At 65.7% G+C, this 23,262-nt stretch carries 24 protein-coding genes; 7 read left to right on the top strand and 17 right to left on the bottom strand.

Annotated elements, in window-relative coordinates:
* The first annotated feature begins 3 nt into the window (after positions 1–3).
* Positions 4–363 (top strand): c-type cytochrome, encoded by a 360-nt coding sequence (locus tag E1N52_RS08275; RefSeq protein ID WP_133181828.1) that lies wholly within the window; start codon positions 4–6, stop codon positions 361–363.
* Positions 364–408: 45 nt separating this feature from the next.
* On the opposite strand, the gene E1N52_RS08270 is transcribed toward E1N52_RS08275, so the two are convergent.
* The 3 genes from E1N52_RS08270 to E1N52_RS08260 are packed head-to-tail and all read right to left on the bottom strand — an operon-like array spanning position 409 to position 2,850.
* Positions 409–810, bottom strand: coding sequence for a DUF2486 family protein (locus tag E1N52_RS08270; protein ID WP_246088995.1), 402 nt, complete (start codon positions 808–810; stop codon positions 409–411).
* A 59-nt stretch (positions 811–869) separates the two neighbouring features.
* Positions 870–1,286: a DNA polymerase III subunit chi gene (locus E1N52_RS08265; protein WP_028207768.1), complete on the bottom strand. Its 417-nt coding sequence runs from the start codon at positions 1,284–1,286 to the stop codon at positions 870–872.
* A gap of 52 nt (positions 1,287–1,338) precedes the next feature.
* Positions 1,339–2,850, bottom strand: a complete 1,512-nt coding sequence (locus E1N52_RS08260; protein WP_133181824.1) for a leucyl aminopeptidase — start codon at positions 2,848–2,850, stop codon at positions 1,339–1,341.
* 134 nt (positions 2,851–2,984) lie between these two features.
* On the opposite strand from E1N52_RS08260, the gene lptF reads away from it, so the two are divergent.
* From lptF to E1N52_RS08245, 3 genes are read left to right on the top strand one after another with little or no spacing between them, the layout of a single operon-like run.
* Positions 2,985–4,085 (top strand): LPS export ABC transporter permease LptF, encoded by a 1,101-nt coding sequence (gene lptF, locus E1N52_RS08255; protein WP_133181822.1) that lies wholly within the window; start codon positions 2,985–2,987, stop codon positions 4,083–4,085.
* Between the two features lie 15 nt (positions 4,086–4,100).
* A complete protein-coding gene (lptG, locus tag E1N52_RS08250; protein ID WP_133181820.1) occupies positions 4,101–5,249 on the top strand; it encodes an LPS export ABC transporter permease LptG in 1,149 nt (382 codons plus the stop codon).
* Positions 5,250–5,291: 42 nt separating this feature from the next.
* Entirely contained in the window at positions 5,292–5,669 is a 378-nt protein-coding gene (locus E1N52_RS08245) for a sirohydrochlorin chelatase (RefSeq protein ID WP_133181818.1), read from the top strand.
* A gap of 78 nt (positions 5,670–5,747) precedes the next feature.
* On the opposite strand, the gene cobA is transcribed toward E1N52_RS08245, so the two are convergent.
* The 6 genes from cobA to E1N52_RS08215 form a co-directional block, all read right to left on the bottom strand.
* On the bottom strand, positions 5,748–6,521 hold the full coding sequence (gene cobA, locus E1N52_RS08240) for a uroporphyrinogen-III C-methyltransferase (protein ID WP_133181816.1): 774 nt from the start codon (positions 6,519–6,521) through the stop codon (positions 5,748–5,750).
* A gap of 53 nt (positions 6,522–6,574) precedes the next feature.
* A complete protein-coding gene (locus tag E1N52_RS08235) occupies positions 6,575–7,891 on the bottom strand; it encodes a sulfate adenylyltransferase subunit 1 (RefSeq protein ID WP_133181814.1) in 1,317 nt (438 codons plus the stop codon).
* Between the two features lie 25 nt (positions 7,892–7,916).
* Positions 7,917–8,879 (bottom strand): sulfate adenylyltransferase subunit CysD, encoded by a 963-nt coding sequence (cysD, locus tag E1N52_RS08230; RefSeq protein ID WP_133181812.1) that lies wholly within the window; start codon positions 8,877–8,879, stop codon positions 7,917–7,919.
* A 99-nt stretch (positions 8,880–8,978) separates the two neighbouring features.
* Positions 8,979–9,746 carry a phosphoadenylyl-sulfate reductase gene (locus E1N52_RS08225; protein ID WP_133181810.1) on the bottom strand — a complete coding sequence of 256 codons (768 nt, stop codon included), beginning with the start codon at positions 9,744–9,746 and terminating at the stop codon, positions 8,979–8,981.
* Entirely contained in the window at positions 9,743–10,288 is a 546-nt protein-coding gene (locus E1N52_RS08220; protein WP_133181808.1) for a DUF934 domain-containing protein, read from the bottom strand. Before E1N52_RS08220 ends, E1N52_RS08225 begins: the two co-directional genes overlap by 4 nt.
* A gap of 43 nt (positions 10,289–10,331) precedes the next feature.
* Complete coding sequence (locus E1N52_RS08215; protein WP_133181806.1) at positions 10,332–12,011, bottom strand: nitrite/sulfite reductase; 1,680 nt, start codon at positions 12,009–12,011, stop codon at positions 10,332–10,334.
* Between the two features lie 248 nt (positions 12,012–12,259).
* On the opposite strand from E1N52_RS08215, the gene E1N52_RS08210 reads away from it, so the two are divergent.
* Together E1N52_RS08210 and E1N52_RS08205 are read left to right on the top strand one after the other, a co-directional pair.
* Positions 12,260–13,201 (top strand): CysB family HTH-type transcriptional regulator, encoded by a 942-nt coding sequence (locus E1N52_RS08210; protein ID WP_028210583.1) that lies wholly within the window; start codon positions 12,260–12,262, stop codon positions 13,199–13,201.
* 92 nt (positions 13,202–13,293) lie between these two features.
* On the top strand, positions 13,294–14,460 hold the full coding sequence (locus E1N52_RS08205) for an ABC transporter substrate-binding protein (protein WP_133181804.1): 1,167 nt from the start codon (positions 13,294–13,296) through the stop codon (positions 14,458–14,460).
* Positions 14,461–14,490: 30 nt separating this feature from the next.
* On the opposite strand, the gene E1N52_RS08200 is transcribed toward E1N52_RS08205, so the two are convergent.
* The 8 genes from E1N52_RS08200 to E1N52_RS08165 all read right to left on the bottom strand — a co-directional run bounded on the left by E1N52_RS08200 (position 14,491) and on the right by E1N52_RS08165 (position 22,311).
* Positions 14,491–14,778, bottom strand: a complete 288-nt coding sequence (locus E1N52_RS08200) for a type II toxin-antitoxin system RelE/ParE family toxin (protein ID WP_133181802.1) — start codon at positions 14,776–14,778, stop codon at positions 14,491–14,493.
* Entirely contained in the window at positions 14,775–15,098 is a 324-nt protein-coding gene (locus E1N52_RS08195) for a type II toxin-antitoxin system RelB/DinJ family antitoxin (protein ID WP_133181800.1), read from the bottom strand. Before E1N52_RS08195 ends, E1N52_RS08200 begins: the two co-directional genes overlap by 4 nt.
* Positions 15,099–15,273: 175 nt before the next feature.
* On the bottom strand, positions 15,274–16,422 hold the full coding sequence (locus E1N52_RS08190; RefSeq protein ID WP_246088994.1) for a Gfo/Idh/MocA family protein: 1,149 nt from the start codon (positions 16,420–16,422) through the stop codon (positions 15,274–15,276).
* Positions 16,423–16,447: 25 nt separating this feature from the next.
* Entirely contained in the window at positions 16,448–17,497 is a 1,050-nt protein-coding gene (locus E1N52_RS08185; RefSeq protein ID WP_133181798.1) for a sugar phosphate isomerase/epimerase family protein, read from the bottom strand.
* Between the two features lie 14 nt (positions 17,498–17,511).
* Positions 17,512–18,480, bottom strand: a complete 969-nt coding sequence (locus E1N52_RS08180; protein ID WP_133181797.1) for a substrate-binding domain-containing protein — start codon at positions 18,478–18,480, stop codon at positions 17,512–17,514.
* Positions 18,481–18,581: 101 nt separating this feature from the next.
* Positions 18,582–19,604 (bottom strand): ABC transporter permease, encoded by a 1,023-nt coding sequence (locus E1N52_RS08175; RefSeq protein ID WP_133181795.1) that lies wholly within the window; start codon positions 19,602–19,604, stop codon positions 18,582–18,584.
* Positions 19,585–21,072 carry a sugar ABC transporter ATP-binding protein gene (locus E1N52_RS08170; RefSeq protein ID WP_133181793.1) on the bottom strand — a complete coding sequence of 496 codons (1,488 nt, stop codon included), beginning with the start codon at positions 21,070–21,072 and terminating at the stop codon, positions 19,585–19,587. The genes E1N52_RS08175 and E1N52_RS08170 overlap by 20 nt, the downstream gene beginning before the upstream one ends.
* Before the next feature lie 162 nt (positions 21,073–21,234).
* On the bottom strand, positions 21,235–22,311 hold the full coding sequence (locus E1N52_RS08165) for a LacI family DNA-binding transcriptional regulator (protein ID WP_133181791.1): 1,077 nt from the start codon (positions 22,309–22,311) through the stop codon (positions 21,235–21,237).
* A gap of 285 nt (positions 22,312–22,596) precedes the next feature.
* Between E1N52_RS08165 and E1N52_RS08160 the strand changes: the two genes are divergently transcribed.
* Positions 22,597–23,250, top strand: coding sequence for a protein-L-isoaspartate O-methyltransferase family protein (locus E1N52_RS08160; protein ID WP_133181789.1), 654 nt, complete (start codon positions 22,597–22,599; stop codon positions 23,248–23,250).
* Positions 23,251–23,262 lie beyond the last annotated feature (12 nt).

The following is a 23,262-nucleotide window of genomic DNA, read 5'->3' as shown; positions in this document are numbered from 1 at the left end:
AGTATGAAACGGAAGTCGCAAGCGAAAAACAAGACAGCGACGCTCGCCGCCGCGCTCGCCATCGGCCTTGCCGGCGCGCTCGGGGCAGCTCCGGCCCGCGCGCAGCATGGACCCACCGGCCTCGCGCTCGCCCAGCAGGAGAACTGCATGAGCTGCCATTCGGTGACCCGCAATTTCATGGGTCCCGCCCTGCGCGACGTTGCCGCAAAGTACGCGGGCAAGCCCGACGCACAGGCCTACCTCACACACAAGATTCTGGAAGGCAGCACCGGCGTGTGGGGCACGGTGCCGATGCCGGCCAACACGCAGCTGAACCCCAGCCAGGCGGCCCAGCTCGCGAGCTGGGTCCTCACGCTCAAGTGAGGCGAACGGTGCGATGGCGCGCTTGCCGCCGCGCGCCCGGCTGAATCAGGCCGAAGGCGGACGCCCCGCGCGCGCCGCCAACTCTTCGCGCACGGCGGCCTTCACCCAGTTCGTAAGTTCCGTTTCGAGCGCGAGACCGATTTCGCGTGACACCTGACCCACGAGCCAGTTCGTATGTTCCTGCATCGCGGCGCTGCAGCGCGCCTCGATCACGGCGCGGCCTTCGCCGGTGAGCCAGGTCAGGCAACGGCCGCGCAGACGCTCGACGAGGGCGTCGGCGTCATGCGCAAACAGGCCCTCCTCGCGCTCGGCCACGGCGGCCTGGACGGCAGCGGCCGTCGCGCTCTTCGCCTCTTCGACGTTGTGCGCGCGCAGCGGATTGCCGGTCACCATCACCTCGTTCAAGAGAGGAATCGCAGCTTCTTCCGAGTCGTGCATGCCGGACATGTATACCTCCATCGATCGGGGCAGTCGGCCTTGCGCCGGTACGCCTCTCGCGACCGGCCTTAGCCGCCCTGCTTGTAGTTGTTGAGCGCGTAACCGCGGTCGCGGTAGAAACGATAGCGCTCGCGGCCCGACGCGAGTTCGTCGGGCGCATCGCCAATCACTTCGAGCAGGCGTTCGAAGCGTGCGAACTGTGGCGGGACCTCGGCGCCGAGATTGAGCAGCACACGATGATGCGGCGCACGCTCGAGATCCGTTGCCAGCACGATGGGCGATTCGCCCGCGTGCGGGCTGTCGGCCATGCAGTGCGGCACGAAGTCGAGCGGCGAAAAGGTCCACAACATTTCGTCGAACGCGCGCAGGCGCGCGGGCTCGGCCAGCACCACCGCCTGCTGGCCCGCCTGATACGCCTTGCGCACGAGGCGGCACGCATACAGCAGCGAGTCGCCGACGTTCGTGTGGAAATCGATGCGCGTCATGCCCACACCACTTTACACACCGTCAGGTGGGCAGCAATCGCCATTCCTGCCCTCATTGCCCGGCACGATCGATCAGGAACTGGGCGAGCAGCGGCACTGGACGGCCCGTTGCACCCTTGGCCGCGCCGCTCTTCCACGCCGTGCCTGCGATGTCGAGGTGCGCCCACGGGTAGTTTTCAGTGAAACGCGAGAGGAAGCACGCCGCCGTCACGCTACCCGCCGGACGCCCGCCGATGTTGGCGAGGTCGGCAAAGTTCGACTTGAGCTGGTCCTGATACTCGTCGTCGAGCGGCAGGCGCCAGGCTGGATCGTTCGCTTCGCGCGACGCGTCGAGCAACTCGCCCGCGAGCGCGTCGTCCTTCGAGAAGAGGCCACTGTTGTGATGGCCGAGCGCAATGATGCAGGCGCCCGTGAGCGTGGCGATGTCGACCACGGCGGCCGGCTTGAAGCGCTCGGCGTAGGTGAGCGCGTCGCACAGGATCAGGCGGCCTTCGGCGTCGGTGTTGAGCACTTCGACCGTGAGGCCCGCCATCGTCGTGACGATGTCGCCCGGCTTCGTGGCGTTGCCCGCGGGCATGTTCTCGCAGGTCGGAATGATGCCGATCACATTGAGCTTGAGCCCCATTTCGGCGACCGCGCGGATCGTGCCGAGCACCGAGCCCGCGCCGCACATGTCGTACTTCATCTCGTCCATGCCTTCGCCCGGCTTGAGCGAAATGCCGCCCGTGTCGAACGTGATGCCCTTGCCGACCAGCACGATGGGCGCGGCCTTGGCGCTTGCGCCCTGGTAGTGCAGCACGATGAACTGCGGCGGCTCGACGGAGCCCTTTGTTACAGAAAGAAACGAACCCATCTTGAGCGTCTCGATCTGGCGCTGACCGAGCACCTCGACCTTGAGCTTCCAGTCGCGCGCGAGCTTCTTGGCCGTGGCCGCGAGATAGGTCGGCGTGCAGACGTTGCCCGGCAGATTGCCGAGGTCGCGCGTGAGGTCCATGCCGTTGGCGAGCGCAACAGACTGCTTCGCCGCAACCTTCGCGGCCTTCTCGTCAGCAGCGTCGACGCTGAAGACCACGCGCTTGAGGGCGCGCTGCGAGACGTCGGGCTTGCTCTTCATCTGCGTGAAGCGATAGGTCTCGTTGCGCAGCGCGAGAATGGCGGTGCGCACGCCCCAGTCGCCCGAGCGCTCCTTCACCGGCAATTGCGCGAGCGTGAAGGTGACCTGCGCGATTTTCGTGCCGAGGATCGCGCGCCAGGCGGCCTTGACCGCGTCTCCGTAAGCCTTCTGGCCGAACGTGTCCTGCTTGCCGAGACCCACGAGCAGCACGCGCGAGGCGCCGATGCCGCTCACTTCCGGCAGGAACAGCGTGGAGCCGGCCTTGCCGTCGATGTCACCGGCCTTGACGACGCGCGCGATTGCGCCGCCAATGGCGCTGTCGATCGCGAACGCCGCGCCAGAGAGGGTTTGCGCCTCGAACACGCCGACTACGACACAATCCGACTTGCCGGTCAGGAAGGGGCCGTCCCCGCCTTTGCTCCAGTCACAGGCTTTTATGCTAAAGTCCATCGCGCTTGTCCTCGGATAAAATCAGGGCTTAGGATGAAAGCCGCAATTATCCGCTATTTTTCCCGCGGCGGCTCCTGGACGGTTGCGCGAGCTGCGCGCCTCCCGGCATGGTCCGCCCGCCCTGCCCATCAAGAATGATCTTCGAACGTTCCCTGCAGCGCGAACTCGCGTACACGGCCGGCGCCGTGTTCATGGTTCTGCTCACGATCATGCTGACGACGATGATGATCCGCATCGTCGGCTTCGCCGCGTCCGGTCAGATCGACCCGCGCGACGTGCTGGTGCTGATCGGACTGACCGTGATCGGCTACATGGCCGTCATGCTCATCGTCACGCTCTTCGTGTCGATCCTGTTCGTCCTCACGCGCTGGTACAAGGATTCCGAAATGGTCGTGTGGCTCTCCTCCGGGGTGAGCCTCACGCGCCTGATCAAACCCGTCGCCACCTTTGCCACGCCGATCATCCTGCTCATCGTGTTCTTCGCGTTCATCGGCTGGCCGTGGTCGAACGCGCAGAGCAAGCTGATTCGCGCGCGCTTCCAGCAGCGCGATGAAGTGTCGCTGCTCGCGCCCGGCCAGTTCCGCGAATCGCCCACCACCAATCGCGTGTTCTTCATCGAGAGCATGAGCCCCGACCAGGCCCGCGTGGAGAACGTGTTCGTCACCAGCACGGAAAACGGCAAGGTGAGCGTGATCGTCTCGAAGACGGGCCACACCGAAACCATGAAGAGCGGCGACCGCTTCGTCGTGCTCGAAAACGGCCGCCGCTACGACGGCGAGCCTGGCCACCCGGACTTTCGCATCAGCGAGTTCCAGCGCTATGGCGTGAAGATCACGAGCCAGCCGCTCGTGAACACGCCTTCGGCGAGCACGACGTCCACACCCGGCCTCCTGCGCCATCCGACCAACGACAACCTGGGCGAACTCGCCTGGCGCGCCGGCCTGCCGCTCATCGCGATCAATCTGATGCTGCTCGGCATTCCGCTTGCCTACCAGAACCCGCGCCGCAGCCGCACGATCAATCTCGTGATGGCGGTGCTGATCTACCTCACCTATTCGAACCTGCTCAACGTCGTGCAGTCGCAGATCGAGCAAGGCAAGATGCCATTCGGCGTCGGCCTCGTCCTGCTGCACGCCGTGGTGCTCGCGCTCGTCGTGTTCATCTTCTGGATACGCGTGCGCAACCGGCCGCTCTTTACACGTGCGATGTTCCGGCGCGCCTCTCCTGGAAACTGAGAGGGAAACTGACCGATGCGCATCTACGAAAAATACTTCGCTCGCCAGGTCTACCTGACGTTCATCTTCATCCTGTTCGCCTTCTCCGGCCTGTTCTTCTTCTTCGACCTCATCAACGAGCTGAACTCGGTCGGCCACGGCAACTACAAATTCCAGTACGCGGTGCTGCGCGTGGCGCTCCAGGCGCCCTCGCGGCTCTACGAGATCATCCCGGTCGCGGCGCTCATTGCCGCTATCTACGTGTTCGCCCAAATGGCCGCGAATTCCGAGTACACGATCTTTCGTGTGTCGGGTCTCGCCACCAACCAGGCGCTGCGCTCGCTGCTCAAGATCGGCGTGCCGCTCGTGCTGCTGACCTACCTGATCGGCGAAGTGGTCGGCCCTTACACCGACCAGCTCTCCGAGCGCGTGCGTCTCGAAGCGTTGGGCTCGGCCGTGTCGAGCAACTTCCAGTCGGGTGTGTGGGTGAAGGACACGCTCACCGCGCGCGCCGACGGCGAGCAGGTCACGCGCTTCGTGAACGTCGGCGAGCTGCTGCCCGACGCGACCATCACGAACGTGCGCATCTACGAATTCGATTCGCAGTTCCGGCTCTCCAACGTGCGCCTCGCGAAGAGCGGTACGTTCCAGCCGCCGGGCCACTGGCTGCTCAAGGACGTGACCGATACGCAGCTGATCAGCGTGCCGCCGCCGCAGAACCAGCCGCTCGACGCGCTCAATCCGGTCTATCGCGCAGAGCAGACCTCGGCGCCCGAATACTCGCTGCGCTCGGAACTGACGCCGAACATTCTTTCGGTGCTGCTCGTTTCGCCCGACCGGATGTCGATGTTCAACCTGTTCCGCTACATCCAGCATCTGACCGAGAACCATCAGGACGCGCAGCGCTACCAGATCGCGTTCTGGCGCAAGCTGCTCTACCCGTTCGCCGTGTTCGTGATGCTCGTGCTCTCGCTGCCGTTCGCGTATCTGCATACGCGTGCCGGCGTGGTGGGCATGAAGGTGTTCGGCGGGATCATGCTCGGCATGAGCTTCCAGCTCGTCAACACGCTGTTCTCGCACGTGGGTACACTGAACACCTGGCCCGCGCCGCTCACAGCGGCGACACCGGGGCTCATCTATCTCGCGGTCGGGCTGATCGGGCTCAAATGGGTCGACCGGCATTGATTCCGGAAGCGTTCGGCTGCTAATTCGCACAGGCTCGCAAGCATGGGCACGCACGGCATGATTCTCTTCGGCCACGGCGCGCGCGACGCGCGCTGGCAGGAGCCGTTTCAGCGGCTCGCCGCGAAGCTTTCCGCCACGCGCGGCGATGCGGGCCCGGTCGGCCTCGCCTTTCTCGAACTCATGACGCCGAGCCTGCCCGATGCCATCGCCGGCCAGGCCGCGGCAGGCTGCGACACGATCACGGTCGTGCCCGTGTTCTTTGGCCAGGGCGGCCACGTGCGCCGCGATCTGCCCGCGCTGATCGCGCAATGCCAAGGCGAGCATCCGGGTGTGCGCCTGCGCTGTGCGGGCGCTGTCGGCGAGGACGATGCGGTACTTGATGCAATCGTGCGGTACTGCATCGAAAACGAACTCGACTAAAACCGCTCGCGCATAAAGAAAAACGGGCTCGCCTTTCAGCGAGCCCGTTTTGTTTTGATGGCTTTTTTTGCGTGGCGCTTATGCCGCAGCGCGACGGCCGCGATGGTCGTCCTGCGCTTCGTCTTCGCGTTGCGCCTGCCCTGAGCGTTCGGCGAACGCATCGCCGATCATGAGCAGGCTCGGCTGCGCCGGGTCGAGCCAGTCCTGCGCCTCGCCCGCTGCGAGACCCGCCAGCGTAAGCGTCAGCGTGCGCTCGCGCGCGGCACTGCAGGCTTCGACGATCGCCACCGACGTGGCGCCAGCGCGGCCCGCCTCGATCAGCTGGCGCGCGATCTCGGGCGCGCTGTCGCGGCCCATGTAGAACACGAGCGAATCGGCGTTGACCTGCTCGCGAATCTCCTCGCTGCCCGCCGCGCGCGAATACGTGGCGAGCGCGACACTGCGCGCGACACCGCGCAGCGTGAGCGAGCGTTGCAGCGTCGCCGCGCTCGCCAGCGCCGCCGTAATGCCCGGCACGACTTCGAACTCGATACCGGCGGCTTCGAGCGCGCGCATTTCCTCATCGGCGCGGCCGAACAGCATCGGATCGCCGCCCTTCAGGCGCACGACCACGGCGTGCTCGCGCGCGGCATCGACGAGTTGCTTGTTGATGAAGTGCTGCGCTGTGGAGCGTTGCCCGCAGCGCTTGCCGACCGCGATGAACTTCGCGGTTTGCGGCGCGTACTCGAGCATGGCCGGCTCGACGAGCGCGTCGTGCAGCACGACGTCGGCGCTCGCGAGCAGGCGTGCGCCGCGCACCGTGATGAGGTCCGCTGCGCCCGGTCCTGCGCCGATCAGATATACCTTGCCCATATGCTTCGAATCCATTGTTGCGGCCGCGCGCGGCCGCAACCTCGCGCAGCGCCTTACGCCGAGAACGCGCGGATCATGCCCGCGGCCACCGTGTGATGCGTCGCCTCGTCGATCAGCACGAATGCGCCGGTGCCAGGATTCGCATCATACAGGTCGCAGACGAGCGGCTTCTGCAGCGAGAGCGCCACGCGGCCGATATCGTTCATCGCGAGTTCGTGGCGGTCGGTGGCGTGCGACAGCGTATGCACGTCGAGCACCTGCTTGACCGCGCCGATCTTCGCGAACACCGTGCTCGTGGTCTGCTTGAGCAGGTACTTGCGCTGCGGCGAAAGCGGCTCGTCGTCGAACCAGCAGAGGTCCGCTTCGAGCTTCTTCGCGGGTTGCGTGCTGTCCGTCGCCGGCACGAAGGTGTCGCCGCGCGAAACGTCGACGTCTTCCGCGAGACGGATCGTGACGGTCTGGCCCGCGAACGCGCGGTCGACCTGCGCCGTGCCGCCCGGCACCGGCGCGATGATTTCGGCCACCGTTGCGCTGCGGCCCGCCGGCAGCACCGAGATGGCGTCGCCGACCTTCACTTCGCCCGCTTCGACACGGCCCATGTAGCCGCGGAAGTCGTCGGCGCTGGAACCGTCCTGGCGCGCGACCCACTGCACCGGAAAGCGCAGCGCTTCGCCCGTCGCCTGCGCGACCGGCAGTTGTTCGAGCACGTCGAGGAGCGGCTCGCCCGCGTACCACGGCATGCGCTCGCTTGCGGCCACGATGTTGTCGCCCTTGAGCGCCGACACCGGCACGAAGCGCACGTCATTGAGACCAAGCTGGCGCGCGAGCGCGACATAGGCTTCGCGGATCAGATCGAACGTCGCTTCGCTGTAATCGACGAGATCCATCTTGTTGATCGCGACGATCACGTGCTGCAGGCCCAGCAGCTTGACGATGGCGCTGTGGCGCTTGGTTTGCGGCAGCAGTTGCGTCACGCCGTTCTCGACCGTCACGCGCGTCGGGTCGATCAGGATGATCGCAGCGTGCGCCGTCGAAGCGCCCGTGACCATGTTGCGCGTGTACTGCTCGTGGCCCGGCGTGTCGGCGATGATGAACTTGCGCTTGGCCGTGGCGAAGTAGCGGTACGCCACGTCGATCGTGATGCCCTGCTCGCGCTCGGCTTCGAGGCCGTCGGTGAGCAGCGACAGGTCGATCTCGTCGCCCACCGTGCGCTTGTTCTTCGCACGCGACAGCGCCGAGAGCTGATCGCTCAAAACAGCCTTGCTGTCGTAAAGCAGGCGGCCGATCAGCGTGCTCTTGCCGTCGTCCACGCTACCCGCCGTGATGAAGCGCAGCACGCCGAGGTCTTCAGGTTGATGCGTCGTAACCATGTCTAATCTTTCCTCTGCGTGCTCTTTAGAAATAACCTTGCTTCTTGCGCTGTTCCATCGCGGCTTCCGATGCCTGGTCGTCCATGCGCGTCGCACCGCGTTCCGTGATCTCGGTCACGGCCGTTTCGGCGATGATCTTCTCGACGTTGTCGGCATCGCTCGCCACCGGGCACGTGCAGCTGATGTCGCCCACGGTGCGAAAACGCACCTGCGCCATTTCGCTGACTTCGCCTTCCTTCATCGGCGTGAGCGGCGTGACCGGCACGAGCAGGCCGTTGCGGCGCACGATCTCGCGCTGGTGCGCGTAGTAGATCGACGGCAGTTCGAGCTTCTCGCGCTCGATGTATTGCCACACATCGAGTTCCGTCCAGTTCGAGATGGGAAACACGCGCAGGTGCTCGCCCTTGTGCAGACGCGCGTTGTAGAGGCTCCACAATTCAGGGCGCTGCGCCTTCGGATCCCACTGACCGAATTCGTCGCGGAACGAGAAGATGCGCTCCTTCGCGCGCGCCTTCTCTTCGTCGCGGCGCGCACCGCCGATCATCGCCGTGTAGCCATATTCTTCGATGGTTTCCAGCAGCGTGACCGCTTGCGCGGCGTTGCGCGAATCGGTTTCGCGGCGCAGGCGCACAGTGCCCTTCTTGATCGAATCTTCGACGTGACCGACCACGAGTTCCGCGCCGATTTCGGCTGCGCGGCGATCGCGGAAGTCGATCACTTCTTCATAGTTGTGGCCCGTGTCGATGTGCACGAGCGGGAACGGCAGCGCGGTCTTGCGGTTCGCGCCGAGGCCGAACGCCTTCAATGCGAGCGCCAGCACGACGACCGAGTCCTTGCCGCCCGAGAACAGCAGCGCAGGCTTGCTGCATTCGGCGACGAGTTCACGCAGGATGTGGATCGACTCGGCTTCGAGCCAGTCGAGATGGTCCATGCGGTTCGCCGTGACCTGGAGCGGTGCGTTCACTGCTGAGTCGAGCGTGGTGCTCATGTTCGGATCCTTCCTTTGTTCGCGCCCCTTTTGCTGGGCGCGCGGTACTCGGTATTCGACGTTCGCGCCGTCGTTTCGACAGCGCGACAAAATTCAATCTTAGTTCGCCTGGCGGATGGACGACACTTCGGACGACACTTCGACGACCGGAATGGCCGACACGGACGTGATGTGCAAGCCACATTCCTTCGTGTCGCGCGACTCCCACCACCAGCGGCCCGCGCGGCTGTCTTCGCCGGGACGGATCGCACGGGTGCAGGGCTCGCAGCCGATGCTCGGGTAGCCGCGGGCGTGCAGCGGGTTCACGGGCACGTCATGGGCGCGCAGGTAGGCCCAGACATCGGCTTCGGTCCAGTCCGCGAGCGGATTGAACTTGTCGATGTTGCGCGCTTCGTCGCGCTCTTCCTCGTGCAGCTCCGCGCGCGTGACCGACTGCTCGCGGCGCTGGCCCGTAACCCACGCGGAAACGCCCGACAGCGCACGGTTCAGCGGCTCGACCTTGCGGATTTCGCAGCAGCGCTTGCGCAGATCGACGCTCTCGTAGAACGCGTTCAGGCCGTGCTGGGTGACGTATTCGTCGACGGCGTCCTGTTGCGGATGAAACTGCTCGATCTCGTAGCCGTAGCGCTCGCGCACCGCGTCGATCATGCCGAGCGTTTCCGCGTGCAGGCGGCCCGTGTTCAGCGAGAAGACGCCGATTTTCACACCGCGCGAAAGAATCGCGTGCGTGAGCAGCATGTCTTCGGCTGCGAGGCTGCTGGCCAGCTTCACGTTGGCGTGGCGCGCCGCGATCGAATCGAGCAGCGCGTCGAGGCGCCCGATCTTCGCCTGCAGTTCAGCCGTGATTTCGTTCGCGACGCTGCTCATGCTGCCGAACCTTGTTGCGCTTGTTGAGCCAGACGGCGGCGGAACAGCGGCGACGGTTCGTCGAAGGCGCCCTGGTATTGCACCGTGAACTCGGTGAACGCCTTGAGCGCGTCGTGGATGTCCTTGTCGGCGCGCACGGCGAACGCATCGAAGCCGCAGCGCTCGTGAAAGCGCAACTGATCGCGCAGCACGTCGCCGATCGCGCGCAGTTCGCCCTTGTAGCCATAGCGCTCGCGCAGCAGACGGCCGATCGAGAAGCCGCGGCCATCGCGGAACACGGGGAAGTCCACGCCGATCACCGCGAGCTTGTCGAAGTCGGCGGCGATATCGGCCGGTTCGCTGTCCGGCGCGAGCCACACGCCGAGTTCGTCCCTGCCGCGCGAAGCGACCAGTGCGTCACGCTGCGCTTGCCAGTAAGCGAGCGGCACCAGCACCTTGCCCGCGGGCAGCGCGGCAACCTCGGGCAATGCGCCGTCTTCGGCCGCACGCACGACTTGCCAGTTGTCTTCGACGATCTCGCGTTTTTTGATGATCAATGCCATTGCTCGAATCTCGTAGTCTCGTTGCGTGCTTCAGTTGCGTACATTAAGCGTGGGCCGGCTGGCGCGATGCGTACACGCGCTCCTTGAAGGGCGCGATGCCGATGCGGTCGTACGTGTCGATGAAACGCTCGTCGTCGATGCGATGCTCGACGAACGTATCGATCACCTTCTGCACCACGTCGGGCATCTCTTCCGCCGAGAACGACGGGCCGATCACGCGGCCAAGGCGCGCGCCGTTGGCGCCGTTGCCCTGCTCGCCGCCGAGCGTGACCTGATACCACTCCGAACCATCCTTGTCGACGCCCAGCACGCCGATGTTGCCGACGTGGTGGTGACCGCATGCGTTGATGCAGCCCGAGATGTTCAGCGACAGGTCGCCCAGGTCATAGACGAAGTCGAGGTTGTCGAAGCGCTCCTGGATCGCCAGCGCGATGGGAATCGACTTCGCATTGGCAAGCGAGCAGAAGTCGCCGCCCGGGCACGCGATGATGTCGGTCAAGAGGCCAATGTTCGCGGTCGCGAAACCTTGCGCCTTGGCCTTTTCCCACAGCGCGAACAGGTCGCGCTTCTTGACGTCGGCGAGGATCAGGTTCTGCTCGTGCGAAACGCGGATCTGGCCGAACGAGTATTCATCGGCCCAACCGGCCACGGCTTCCATCTGCACGTCGGTGGCGTCGCCCGGCGCGATGTTGCGCGGCTTGAGCGAGAGCGTGACCGACGCGTAGCCCGGCACACGGTGCGGGCGCACGTTGCGCTCGACCCAGCGCGCGAACGCGCGGTTTTCCAGCAGATGCTTTTCGTACGACGTATCCGTGTCGGCGATCTTTTCATACGCCGGCGGCACGAAGTACTGCGAGACGCGATCGAGTTCTTCCTGCGTGAGCGTCGAGGGGCCGTCCTTCAGGTGCTGCCACTCTTCTTCGACCTGCTCGGCGAACTTCGCCGGCGAGAGCGCCTTCACGAGGATCTTGATGCGCGCCTTGTACATGTTGTCGCGGCGGCCATAGCGGTTGTACACGCGCAGCACGGCTTCGCAGTAGGTCAGCAGGTGCTGCCACGGCAGGTCGCGCTTGATGATGCTGCCGACGATCGGCGTGCGGCCAAGACCGCCGCCCGCGAGGATGCTCGCGACGACTTCGCCCTGCTCGTTGCGCTCGAGATACACGCCCAGATCGTGGATCTGCACGGCGGCGCGGTCTTCCTTCGAGCCCGACACGGCGATCTTGAACTTGCGCGGCAGCCAAGCGAATTCGGGGTGGAACGTCGACCACTGGCGCAGGATTTCGGCCCACGGGCGCGGATCGACGATCTCGTCGGGCGCGACGCCCGCGAACTGGTCGGCGGTGATGTTGCGGATGCAGTTGCCCGAAGTCTGGATGCCGTGCATCTGCACGGAAGCCAGCTTGCGCAGGATTTCCGGCGTTTCTTCCAGCTTGATCCAGTTGTACTGGATGTTCGAACGCGTCGAGAAGTGGCCGTAGCCGCGGTCGTGCTCACGCGCGATCGTGCCGAGCATGCGGAGCTGGTCGCTGCGCAGATTGCCGTACGGAATCGCGATGCGGTGCATGTAGGCGTGGCGCTGGTAGTACAGGCCGTTTTGCAGGCGCAGCGGACGGAACTCTTCTTCGCTCAATTCGCCCGACAGGCGGCGGCGGACCTGGTCGCTGTATTGCGCGACGCGTTCGTCGACGATGGTCTGGTCGTACTGATCGTATTGGTACATTCGGGGACCCCAGGGTTTGGTTCAATCGCGGCGTTCCGGTTACGCCGCGCTCCGACTTCTCGACTTCGTTCTTTCCGCTCTGTCCTGCCCCTGGCGAGGCGGCCGCGCCTTCAATCGCGCCGGTCATTTGCTAATGACCAAAACAGATATCCATATTGGAAAAGTTGGAGGAATGGTAATAAACTCGCCTTATATTTCAAACGACTCAAAAATCAGGTCGATATGCAAACAGGTTATAAGGGTTATCTATGAACCTGCACCAGTTCCGCTTCGTCCGTGAGGCGGTACGCCAGAACTTCAACCTCACAGAAGCGGCCAAGGCACTGTATACAAGCCAGCCGGGCGTCTCGAAGGCGATCATCGAGCTGGAAGACGAGCTTGGGGTCGAAATCTTTACGCGCCACGGCAAGCGCGTGCGCTCGCTCACGGAGCCGGGTCGGATCATCCTCGCCTCGGTGGAGCGCATTCTTCAGGAAGTGGAGAGCCTCAAGCGCGTGGGCAAGGATTACGCGGCGCAGGACCAGGGCAACCTCACGATCGCCGCCACGCACACGCAGGCACGGTACTCGCTGCCCGCCGCCATCGCCGAGTTCAAGCGGCGCTTCCCGAAGGTGCACCTCTCGATCCTGCAAGGCAGCCCGACGCAGGTCGCGGAAATGGTGCTTCATGACCAGGCCGATCTCTGCATCGCGACCGAGGCCATCTCCGGCTACAAGGAACTGGTGTCGCTGCCCTGTTTCACGTGGCATCACGTGGCGGTAATGCTGCCCGACCATCCGCTGCTCGAGCGCAAGCCGCTTTCGCTCGACGATCTGGCCCAATATCCGCTGATCACCTACGACAATGCGTTCGCCGGGCGAACCAAGATCAACGACGCGTTCCGCCTGCGCGCGCTCTCGCCCGACATCGTGCTGGAAGCCATCGACGCCGACGTGATCAAGACCTACGTGGAGCTGGGCCTCGGCGTCGGGATCATGGCCGACATCGCCTTCAACGCCGAACGCGACCGTCACCTGCGCGCGGTGCCCGTGGGACATCTGTTCGGCAGCAATGTCACACGCGTTGCGCTCAAGCAGGGCGCTTACCTGCGCAGCTATGTGTATACGCTCGTCGAACTGCTTTCGCCGAGCCTGAATCGCAAGCTCATCGAGCAGGCGCTCAAGGGCGAGCACGAGACCTACGAGCTGTAGCGTCGGGCGGCCGCGACCTCGGCCGCGCCGGAAGAAAAATCAGACAAAATCCGCATTACAACAACATCACTTCTCGCCTGGAGACTCAACGGATGAAGCTGTACACGCTTTTGCGCCCGCTCGCCGCGGCTGCCGCCCTTGCCGCTGCCACTTTCGCTCCGGCTGCCCACGCCGACATCAAGGTCGGCATCGACCTCTCGAGCACGGGGCCTGCCGCCGCTATCGGCATCACGAGCAAGAACGCCATGCTGATGTGGCCCGAGACGATCGCGGGCCAGAAGGCCGACTACATCGTGCTCGACGACGGCTCGGACCCGGGCGCCGCCGTGCGCAACATCCACAAGCTCATCAACGAAGATCACGTGGACGTGATCGTCGGCCCGAATATCACGCCGGCGGCGCTCGCGGCGCTCGACCCGGTGGCGGAAAGCAAGACGCCGATGATCACGCTGGTCGGCTCGGGCTCGGTGGTCGAGCCGCAGCAGGGCGCGCGCGTGTGGGCCTTCAAGATGGCGCAGACCGATGCCGCCATGGCCGACGTCATGACGCGCTACATGGCCGCGCACGGCGTGAAGAGCGTGGGCTTCATCGGCTTCGCGGACAGCTACGGCGACAGCTGGCTCAACGAATTCACGAAGTACGCGAAGGAGCGCAACATCCAGATCGTCGCGACCGAGCGCTACAACCGCACCGACGCCAGCGTGACGGGCCAGATTCTCAAGCTGATGGCGGCCAAGCCGGACGCCATGCTGATTGCCGGCGCAGGCACGCCGACCGTGCTGCCGCAACGCACGCTGATCGAGCGCGGCTACAAGGGGCCGATTTACCAGACGCACGGCATCGCCACGCCTGAATTCATCAAGCTGGGCGGCAAGGACGTAGAAGGCACCCTGTTCCCAACCCAGCCCGTGGTGGTGGCGCGCACGCTGCCCGCCGACCAGCCGGCGCAAAAGGCGGCACTCGCGTTCGTCGACGCCTATGAGGCAAAGTACGGTCCCGGCACCGTCACGCAGTTCGCAGGCGATGCGGCTGGCGTGTACCCGCGCTTGCAGGACGCGGTTGCGCGCGCGCTCAAGACCGCGCAGCCAGGCACCGAGGCGTTCCGCGTGGCGTTGCGCAACGAGCTGGAGCACGCGCACGAAGTGGTCGTGCCCAACGGCATGGTGAACACGAGCCCGACGGACCACGTGGGCCTCGACCAGCGCGCGAGCGTGATGGGCACGGTGCGCGGGGGCAAGTTCGTGTATCTGGGGCAATAAGCGCTATGAGCGGCGGCGCCCTGCCGCCGCTCAGTCGATAGCGTCAGGCCAGCGGCGCGCGCCGTGCAGGACGCGCAATATCGTGAGCGCCTCGTTCTCGCACCGGTAAGCGAGCACGAACGGCGTTGATTCGACCACCAGTTCGCGTGTGCTGCTCACGCGACCAACCCGGCCAAGGTTGGGAAAAAGCCGCAGACGTCGAACGGATGCCGAAATCCGCTCGTCCCACGCAATCGCTCTACGCGGGTTGCTCGTCACAGTGAAGTTGAACAGCGCTTCGCGGTCAGCCAGCGCGAGCGGTGACCAGCAAACCCTCAACTCTTCGCCTTGCGGTTGCGTGCGGGCTCCGGCTGGCCGGCCACGGCCGCGCGCCGCTTCGCGAAGTGCGCCTCCACCTCTTCATCTGCCACAGTCGGCCGCGGGTCCTTCAGCGCTTCGCGTACCTTCGCCCGGAACCACGCGTCATGCGCCACCGGATCGACAGCGAAATCGAATGGCAACGCCCCCTCGTTCGCGATACGCGTGAGCAGAATGCGCACGGCGTCGGATACCGTGAGCCCCATGTTGTCGAGCACTTCAGCCGCGCGCTGCTTGAGCGCGTGATCGATGCGAACCTGTACCAATGCATTTGCGTTCATCGACTCGCTCCCTGGTTTGGTTATTGCGCTTGTCGCCGACCCTGTCGCCGATTTCGTCGAATACGCAGTGTAATGCAGTTGAATGACGTTGGACATGCTTCGCCTTTGAAGTGGGTTAAACATGCCGCAAGTTTCACTGCCAGGCCCTACGCGCTCAATTCGTCCGAATGGCCAGTCACGGCCGCACGATGCTGCGCCAGGCGCCGCCCGCCGCGCTGCTTGCCAGCACGGCCTCGATAAAGCGTAGCCCCTCCACGCCGTCGTCGACCGTCGTCAGCAGGCGGCTTGCGGGCGGCGCGGGCTCGCCGGCCTCGCGCGCGAGGATCTGCGCGGCGGCGTCGCGATAGAGCTGCGCGAACGCCTCCAGATAGCCTTCCGGGTGCCCCGGCGGCACGCGCGTGGCATGCCGTGCGGCGGCCCCCGTCACGCGGCCGCGCGTGAGCCGCTGCGTCTCGCCGCCCTGCGGCGTGAACCACAGCAGGTTGGGCTCCTCCTGATCGAACGCGAGGCTCGCCTTCGTGCCATACACGCGCAGCCGCAACGCGTTCTCCGCGCCGCTCGCCACCTGGCTCGCCCACAACATGCCGCGCGCGCCGTTGGCGTAGCGCAGCATCGCCTGCACATGGTCGTCCACGCGGCGGCCCGGCACGAAGGTATGCACTTCGGCCGCGAGCGATTCCGGCAAGAGCGCGCTCACGAACGCCGCCAGCTGATACGCATGCGTGCCGATGTCGCCCAGACATCCCGCCGGCCCCGCGAGCGCCGGATCGGTGCGCCACACGGCCTGACGGTTCGCGCCGCTCGTCTCGACAGGATTGGCCAGCCAGTCCTGCGCGTACTCGACCTGCACGATGCGCACCTCGCCAATCTCACCCGCCTCGACCATCTCGCGCCCATGCCGCGCGAGCGGATAGCCCGAATACGTATGCGTGAGCGCGAACACGAGATTGGCGTCGCGCGCATGTTGCGCGAGCGCTTCGCCCTCGGCGAGCGAGACCGCGAGCGGCTTGTCGCAGATCACGTGAACACCCGCATCCATGAACGCGTGCGCCACCGGCGCGTGCAGATGGTTCGGCGTGACGATGGCCACCGCGTCGATGCCGTCCTCGCGCGCGCCTTCCATGCTCGCCATCTCGCCCCAGTGCGCATAGCTGCGCGCGAGGCCGAGCGCCTCGGCGCTCGACTGCGCGCGCGCCGCATCGGACGACAGTGCGCCCGCGACGAGTTCGAAACTGTCGTCGAGACGCGCCGCGATGCGATGCACGGCGCCGATGAACGCCCCCTCGCCGCCGCCGACCATCCCGAGCCTGAGTCTTCGAGTCATTGCGTGTCTCCTGCGAGAATCGCGTTCAGAGGCCCAGCACGTCTTTCAACTGCGCCGCATCGACGCCGCTGCCCGCGAAGTCGTCGAACGCGTGCTCGGCCACGCGGATGAGATGCCGCCGGATGAAATCGGCGCCTTCGCGCGCGCCATCGTGCGGATGCTTGAGCGCGCACTCCCATTCGAGCACCGCCCAGCCTGGGTAGTCGTACTGCGTGAGCTTCGAGAAGATCGCGCCGAAGTCGATCTGCCCATCGCCGAGCGAGCGAAAGCGCCCCGCGCGCTCCACCCAGTCGCTGTAGCCGCCGTACACGCCTTGCTTGCCCGTGGGGCGGAATTCGGCATCCTTCACATGAAAGGCCTTGATGCGCGCGTGATAGAGGTCGATGAACGCAAGGTAATCGAGCTGCTGCAGCACGAAGTGGCTCGGGTCGTAGAGGATGTTCGCGCGGGGATGATCGCCCACTGCCGCGAGAAAACGCTCGAAGGTCACCCCATCGTGCAGATCCTCGCCCGGATGCAGTTCGTAGCAGACGTCGACGCCCGCCGCATCGAACGCATCGAGAATCGGCCGCCAGCGGCGCGCGAGTTCATCAAAGGCGGCTTCGACGAGACCCGCCGGCCGCTGCGGCCACGGATAGAAGTACGGCCACGCCAGCGCGCCCGAGAACGTCACGTGCGCGCTGAGTCCCAGGTTCTTCGAGGCGCGCGCGGCCAGCATCAACTGCTCGATGGCCCATGCCGTGCGCGCTTCGCGATTGCCGCGCACCTGCGGCGGCGCGAAGCCGTCGAACAGCGTGTCGTAGGCAGGATGCACGGCCACGAGCTGTCCTTGCAGATGCGTGGAAAGCTCGGTGATCGTCACACCTGCGTCGTCGGCCTGCTGGCGCAGGTCGTCGCAGTACGCCACGCTCGACGCGGCCTGCGCGAGATCGACGAGGCGCGCATCGGTGGGCACCTGGATGCCTTTGTAGCCGAGCTGGGCCGCCCAGCCGGCCATGTGCGCGAAGCTGTCGAACGGCGCGTCGTCGCCGAGAAACTGCGCGAGGAATATCGCTGGGCCTTTGATCGTCTTCATCGCAAGCCCCGTCCTCAGAACGGCGAATCAGGGAAGTAGAACTGCTTCGCGTTCTCCTTGGTGATCAGCACCGAAGGGATGATCGTCGTGGGCGGCAGCGCCTTGCCCTGCAAACGCGCTTCGGCCGTGAGCTTGATCGCGTCGTAGATGAACTTCGGCGAATACGACACATCGGCCTTGATGAGCGGATCGCCGTCCATCACGCGCTTGACCATCTCCTTCGATCCCGCGCCGCCGAACACGATCTTGATGTCGTTGCGCTTGGCCTGGTCGATCGCCTTGAGCACGCCCACGGCCATATCGTCGTCGGCGGCCCAGACGGCGTCGATGTGCTTGAAGCGCGTGAGGTAGTCCTGCATCGTCTTGAACGCGTCGTCGCGGTTCCAGTTCGCGTACTTCGCGTCGAGGATCTTGATGCCGGGATAGCCCTTCATCACCGACGTAAACGCGGTCCAGCGCTCGTTGTCGAGCGTAGTCGGAATACCGCGCAGCGCGACGATATCGCCCTTGCCGCCCAGCTGCTTCGCGAGATATTCGGCGGGGATCTTGCCAAACGCCGTGTTGTCGCCCGCCACATAGGCATCCTGCGCGCTCGTGTCGGTCAAGCCGCGATCGACCACCGTCACGTACACGCCCTGCTTCTTCACCTGCGCAACCGGCTGCGTGAGCGAAGCCGATTCATACGGGAAGATCACGAGCGCGTTGATCTTGTTGACGGTCACGAGGTCCTGCAACTGGTTCGCCTGATCGGGCGCATTCGCCGCCGTCTTGACGATGACCTTGAGGTCCGGGTGCGCCTTTTCGAGGTCCTTCTTCGCCTCGTTCGCCCACCAGACGATGCCGCCCGTGAATCCATGGTCGGCCGTGGGAATCGCCACGCCCAGCGTGACCTTGTCGTCGGCGCGCGCCACGCCCGCACCGAACGTCGCCGCTACGCCAAGCGCCAGCGCGCCCGCACACATCGTTCGAATCATCTTCTTCATGATGCCGTCTCCTATGGTGCGCTCCCGCGCCCGTTCTTGCGTTGAGTTTTCGCTGCCTCCTTCGACTTCCCCACTGCCTTGCCAAATCTGCTTCGAGATCCTTACCGTCTGCCGCGCTGCAGGAAGGCCACCGCAATGATCGCCACGCCCTGCACCGCCGCGTTCAGATACACGCTGATGATGCTCGTGAGATTGAGAATATTGGCGATGACCGAGAGCAGCACCGCGCCGACCACGGTGCCCGCCACGCGCCCTTCGCCGCCCTTGAGCGCCGTGCCGCCCACCACCACGGCGGCGATCGCCTCCAGTTCCCACAGCAAACCCGTCGTCGGCGTGGCGGAACCCAGACGCGGCACATAGAGCACCGTCGCCACGCCCACGCACACGCCCAGCAGCACGTAGGTTGCGCACTTCACGCGATCGACGCGGATTGCCGCATAGCGCGCGACCTGCTCGTTCGAGCCGATCGCCTGCACGTGGCGCCCGAACGCCGTGCGGTTGAGAATGAGCGCGCCGCCCGCCGCCGTGAGCGCGAACACCCACACGGGCACCGGAATGCCAAAGAGGCTCGCGTAATAGACCGGCCCGTAGAGATCGACGAGATTGTTCTGCAGCGTGAGCGCGCCGCCATCGGCAAGCCACGTGAGCACCGAGCGGAAGATGCCGAGCGTGCCGAGCGTGACGATGAAAGGCTCGATGCGCCCGCGCGTGATCAGCAAACCATGCGCGAGCCCGAACACCGCGCCGAGCACGAGCGCGATCGCGATACCGATCGCGACGATGGCCAACGGTGCAAACGCATGTTCGCTCGCCGCCAGCGTATTCATCACCCAGATCATCACGCCCGCGATCAGCGCGGCCATCGAGCCGACCGACAGATCGATGCCGCCCGAAATGATCACGAACGTCATGCCCACGGAAATGATGCCGATGAAAGAGGTGCGCGTGAGCACGTTGAGCAGGTTGCCGGCGGTGGCGAAATCGCGGTTGAGCAGCGTGCCGAGCACGCACAGCAGGATCAGGCCGATGAGCGGCCCGACGCCCGCGAGCCGGTGCACGAATCGCGCTGCGGCCGAGCGCGCGCCGCGGCCTTCGGACGCCGCGTCAGTGGGTGCCGGTTGCATGAGCGATCAGCTCCTCTTCGTTCAGATGTTCGTGCCCGAGTGTGGCGACGAGCCGGCCCGCGCGCATCACGGCCACGCGATGCGCGAGCCCGATCAGCTCGACGAGTTCGGACGAGATCACGACGACCGCGCGCCCCGAGGCCGCGAGCCGCTGGATCAGAAAATAGATGTCGCGCTTCGCGCCAACGTCCACGCCGCGCGTGGGCTCGTCGAGCACGATCACGCGCGGGTCGGGCTGCAGGAACTTGGCGAGCGCGAGCTTCTGCTGGTTGCCGCCCGAGAGCATGCGCGCGCGGCTGTCGAGGTCGCCCGTGCGGATGCCGAAGTCGCGCACCGCCTTCTCCAGCGCGCGGCGGCCCGCCTTGAGATCGAGCAGCGGATGGCCGTAGCGCTCGAGTGTCATGAGCGTGAGATTGTCCTGCAGCGTGAGGTTCATGTGCAGGCCGCGTCCTTTTCTGTCTTCGCTCAGGTACGTGAGGCCGTAGCGCATCGCGTCGCGCGGGTGACGCAGCGTCACCGGGCGGCCGTCAATCTCGATTTCGCCCGCTTGCTTGTGGCGCAAGCCCACGATCGCCTCGAACGCCTCGCTGCGCCCCGCACCCACGAGTCCCGCGAAGCCGAGAATCTCGCCCGCGCGCACCTCGAAGCTCAGATCTTCGACCCAGCCCGGCACGGAGAGATTGGTTACGCGTAGCGCCACGCTCGCATCCGCGCTGGCTGCGCCTTTCTCCGGAAACATGTCGGAGACGTCGCGGCCCACCATGAGGTTCGCCATCTGCTGGCGCGCGAGCCCCGCCGTCGCGCTCGCGGCCACGAAGCGGCCGTCGCGCATCACGACCACGTCGTCGGTGATGCTCTCCACCTCGTCGAGCTTGTGCGAGATGTAGACGAGCGTCGTGCCCGCGGCGCGCAGCTTCGTCATGAGCGCGAAAAGGCGCGCGGTTTCGGCCGGCGTGAGCGTGGCCGTGGGCTCGTCCATGATGAGCAGGCGCGCGTGCCGCGAGAGCGCCTTGGCGATCTCCACGAGCTGCTTCTCGGCGACGATCAGGTCGCGCACCTTCACGTCCGGGTCGCGCGCGAGGCCCACCTGCGCGAGCAGTTCGCGCGCTTCGCGGCGCATGGCGGTGTCGTCGATCAGCCAGCCTTTGCGTTTCTCGTGGCCGAGGAAGATGTTCTGCGCGATCGTGAGGTGCTCGGCCAGGTTGAACTCCTGGTGGATCAGCACGATGCCGGCGGCTTCGGCCTCGCGCGAGCCGTCGAAGCGGCGCGGCACGCCATCCACCAGCATCTCGCCCGCGCTCGCAGCTTCGTAGCCCGCGAGGATCTTCATGAGCGTCGATTTGCCCGCGCCGTTCTCGCCCAGGAGCCCGTGAATGCGCCCCGGCGCAAGCTCGAAGCTCACGCCGTGCAGCACGCGCACGGGACCGAAGTCCTTGCGGATGTCGTTGAACTTCACGGCGACGCTCATGCGCGTGCGCTCCTCCAGTGGCTTTGTCGGCTGTGTTGAGGTTGGCGGCTCGCGCCGCTCGCCTGTCGACCAGAGTTAGCGCTTCAGCGCTTACTCTGGTCCCATGCAAGGCTCGCTCCGCTGGTCTCCCCTGCTATGTGTTCGTTTGCGTTTTTTTCGACTTCACCCGCTCTCACGCACCACCAGCCGATGCGGCAGCAGCACGCCCGGTACGCTCGCGCGCGGGTCGGCGAAACGCCGCAGCAACAGGCGCGCGGCCGTCTCGCCCAGCTCCCGCATGGGCTGCGCGATCGTCGTGAGCGGCGGGTCGATCTGCGCGGCGAGCGCGATATCGTCGAAGCCGACCACGGCGACGTCGTGCGGCACGCGCCTCCCCGCGCCGCGCAGGCCGTTGACCACGCCCACCGCGAGCGTGTCCGACACCGCGAAGATCGCGTCGGGCGCCTCGTCCGCCGGCAACTGCATGAGCGCAGCGGCGGCCTGCGCGCCCGCGTCGTAGTCGAGGCAGTTCACGTTCACGCGCCAGGCGTCGCGCATCGCGATGCCCGCTTCGCCTAGCGCATCGCGCCAGCCGTCGCGGCGCTGCTGCGCGTAGAGATAGTGCTCGTCGGAGTTGATGAGCGCGACACGGCGCCGCCCCCGCGCGATCAGATGCCGCACGGCGTCGTGCGCGGCCCGGTAGTTGTCGATGCCGACATACGGCACGCCCACATCCGGATCGAACTCGCAGCAGGCCACCCACGGCAGCGCCGTCGATTCGGCGGCCAGCGCATGTTGCACGGTCGCCGGGTCGAGGCAGATCGCCCCGTCCGCGCGATGGCGGCGCAACAGGTCGAAATAGCTGCGCTCGCGGCCGGCGTCGGCGCCCGTGTCGCACAGCAGCAGGAAAAACCCGTGCTGGCGCGCGACGCTGTCGATGCCGCGCACGATCTCCGCGTAAAACGGGTTGCCGAAGTCGGGCACCATCGTCAGGAGCAGGCGGCTTTCGGCGGTGCGCAGGTTGCGCGCGAGTTCGTTCACGCGGTAGCCGCTCGTCTCGATCTCGGCAAGCACCCGCTCGCGCGTCGCGGCGCGCACGTTCACATGGCCATTGAGCACGCGCGAGACCGTCGCGACCGAGACGCCCGCGCGCTGCGCCACCGCCGCGATTGAGCCGCCGCGCGCGGCGGTGTCGGCGCTGGCGTCTTCGTCTTGCGACTGCGGCCGCAATTGCGACGTTCGGGACGAGCGAGCGGACATGGGCAAAAGCGATCGTGACCGGTTCGGAAACCTGCGGAGGCCGCGGCGTGAGCCGTCTGGGCGCGTTAAAAATGTAATCGATTACATTTTTGGTACGAGAACCGCAAAACCGCAAGGCGCACGAAGCCAGGACAAACACCGATCCGCTAATGCCCCCGGAACCCCCTCCGCCTGCCGGCGGCGCGGCCAGCCCAGAAGCCGGTTTGCTACAATTCTCCGATTGCCCGACGCCCTTTTTTGCCGGGCTTCGAACCGAACCGATCCCGACCACAACGCCGAGTCACCATGAACATCGAACAAGCGCGTTTCAACATGATCGAACAGCAGATTCGCCCCTGGGAAGTGCTCGACCAGGACGTGCTGAACCTGCTCTCGATCGTCAAGCGTGAGCATTTCGTCCCCGAGGCCTATACCGCCCTCGCGTTCGCCGACCTCGAAGTGCCGCTGCCGAACGGCCAGCACATGATGGCGCCGCGCGTCGAAGCGCGCGTGCTGCAGGAACTCTCGGTGAAGAAGCATGAGAGCGTGCTGGAAATCGGCGCGGGCTCCGGCTACATGGCGGCGCTGCTCGCGCACCGGGCGCAGAAGGTGCTGTCCGTGGAGATCGACACGGAACTCGCCGAATTCGCGCGTGCGAACTTCGTCAAGAACGGCGTGCTGAACGCCGAAGTCGCGCTCGGCGACGGCGCACGCGGCTGGGCCGCAAATGCGCCGTACGATGTGATCTGCGTCTCGGGCGGCTTGCCGGTCGTGCCGCAGGAACTGCTCGAGCAGCTCAAGGTGGGCGGGCGTCTGGCCGCTTTCGTGGGCGGCGCGCCCGTTATGGAAGCGCAGATCATCACGCGCATCGACGAGAAGCAGTTCCGCATTGCGGGCGTGTTCGAAACGTATGTCGAGCCGCTGCAGAACGCCGTGCATCCGCCGCGCTTCAAGTTCTGAGCGCTGCCAACC

Origin of the sequence: Paraburkholderia guartelaensis, assembly GCF_004353905.1 — a bacterium.
Taxonomy (GTDB): Bacteria; Pseudomonadota; Gammaproteobacteria; order Burkholderiales; family Burkholderiaceae; genus Paraburkholderia; species Paraburkholderia guartelaensis.
The sequence above is the reverse complement of the archived record's forward strand: the minus strand, read 5'-3'. Positions and strand labels throughout refer to the sequence as shown.

Excerpts from the sequence above, each read along its gene's own strand:
- E1N52_RS08165 (WP_133181791.1), bottom strand. The coding sequence starts at position 22,311 with ATGTCCGCTCGCTCGTCCCGAACGTCGCAATTGCGGCCGCAGTCGCAA.
- E1N52_RS08180 (WP_133181797.1), bottom strand. The coding sequence starts at position 18,480 with ATGAAGAAGATGATTCGAACGATGTGTGCGGGCGCGCTGGCGCTTGGC.
- E1N52_RS08190 (WP_246088994.1), bottom strand. The coding sequence starts at position 16,422 with ATGACTCGAAGACTCAGGCTCGGGATGGTCGGCGGCGGCGAGGGGGCG.
- E1N52_RS08195 (WP_133181800.1), bottom strand. The coding sequence starts at position 15,098 with ATGAACGCAAATGCATTGGTACAGGTTCGCATCGATCACGCGCTCAAG.
- E1N52_RS08205 (WP_133181804.1), top strand. The coding sequence starts at position 13,294 with ATGAAGCTGTACACGCTTTTGCGCCCGCTCGCCGCGGCTGCCGCCCTT.
- E1N52_RS08275 (WP_133181828.1), top strand. The coding sequence starts at position 4 with ATGAAACGGAAGTCGCAAGCGAAAAACAAGACAGCGACGCTCGCCGCC.
- E1N52_RS08210 (WP_028210583.1), top strand. The coding sequence starts at position 12,260 with ATGAACCTGCACCAGTTCCGCTTCGTCCGTGAGGCGGTACGCCAGAAC.
- E1N52_RS08225 (WP_133181810.1), bottom strand. The coding sequence starts at position 9,746 with ATGAGCAGCGTCGCGAACGAAATCACGGCTGAACTGCAGGCGAAGATC.
- cysD (WP_133181812.1), bottom strand. The coding sequence starts at position 8,879 with ATGAGCACCACGCTCGACTCAGCAGTGAACGCACCGCTCCAGGTCACG.
- E1N52_RS08270 (WP_246088995.1), bottom strand. The coding sequence starts at position 810 with ATGTCCGGCATGCACGACTCGGAAGAAGCTGCGATTCCTCTCTTGAAC.
- lptG (WP_133181820.1), top strand. The coding sequence starts at position 4,101 with ATGCGCATCTACGAAAAATACTTCGCTCGCCAGGTCTACCTGACGTTC.
- E1N52_RS08160 (WP_133181789.1), top strand. The coding sequence starts at position 22,597 with ATGAACATCGAACAAGCGCGTTTCAACATGATCGAACAGCAGATTCGC.
- E1N52_RS08260 (WP_133181824.1), bottom strand. The coding sequence starts at position 2,850 with ATGGACTTTAGCATAAAAGCCTGTGACTGGAGCAAAGGCGGGGACGGC.
- lptF (WP_133181822.1), top strand. The coding sequence starts at position 2,985 with ATGATCTTCGAACGTTCCCTGCAGCGCGAACTCGCGTACACGGCCGGC.
- E1N52_RS08220 (WP_133181808.1), bottom strand. The coding sequence starts at position 10,288 with ATGGCATTGATCATCAAAAAACGCGAGATCGTCGAAGACAACTGGCAA.
- E1N52_RS08215 (WP_133181806.1), bottom strand. The coding sequence starts at position 12,011 with ATGTACCAATACGATCAGTACGACCAGACCATCGTCGACGAACGCGTC.
- E1N52_RS08245 (WP_133181818.1), top strand. The coding sequence starts at position 5,292 with ATGGGCACGCACGGCATGATTCTCTTCGGCCACGGCGCGCGCGACGCG.
- cobA (WP_133181816.1), bottom strand. The coding sequence starts at position 6,521 with ATGGGCAAGGTATATCTGATCGGCGCAGGACCGGGCGCAGCGGACCTC.
- E1N52_RS08170 (WP_133181793.1), bottom strand. The coding sequence starts at position 21,072 with ATGAGCGTCGCCGTGAAGTTCAACGACATCCGCAAGGACTTCGGTCCC.
- E1N52_RS08235 (WP_133181814.1), bottom strand. The coding sequence starts at position 7,891 with ATGGTTACGACGCATCAACCTGAAGACCTCGGCGTGCTGCGCTTCATC.
- E1N52_RS08185 (WP_133181798.1), bottom strand. The coding sequence starts at position 17,497 with ATGAAGACGATCAAAGGCCCAGCGATATTCCTCGCGCAGTTTCTCGGC.
- E1N52_RS08175 (WP_133181795.1), bottom strand. The coding sequence starts at position 19,604 with ATGCAACCGGCACCCACTGACGCGGCGTCCGAAGGCCGCGGCGCGCGC.
- E1N52_RS08265 (WP_028207768.1), bottom strand. The coding sequence starts at position 1,286 with ATGACGCGCATCGATTTCCACACGAACGTCGGCGACTCGCTGCTGTAT.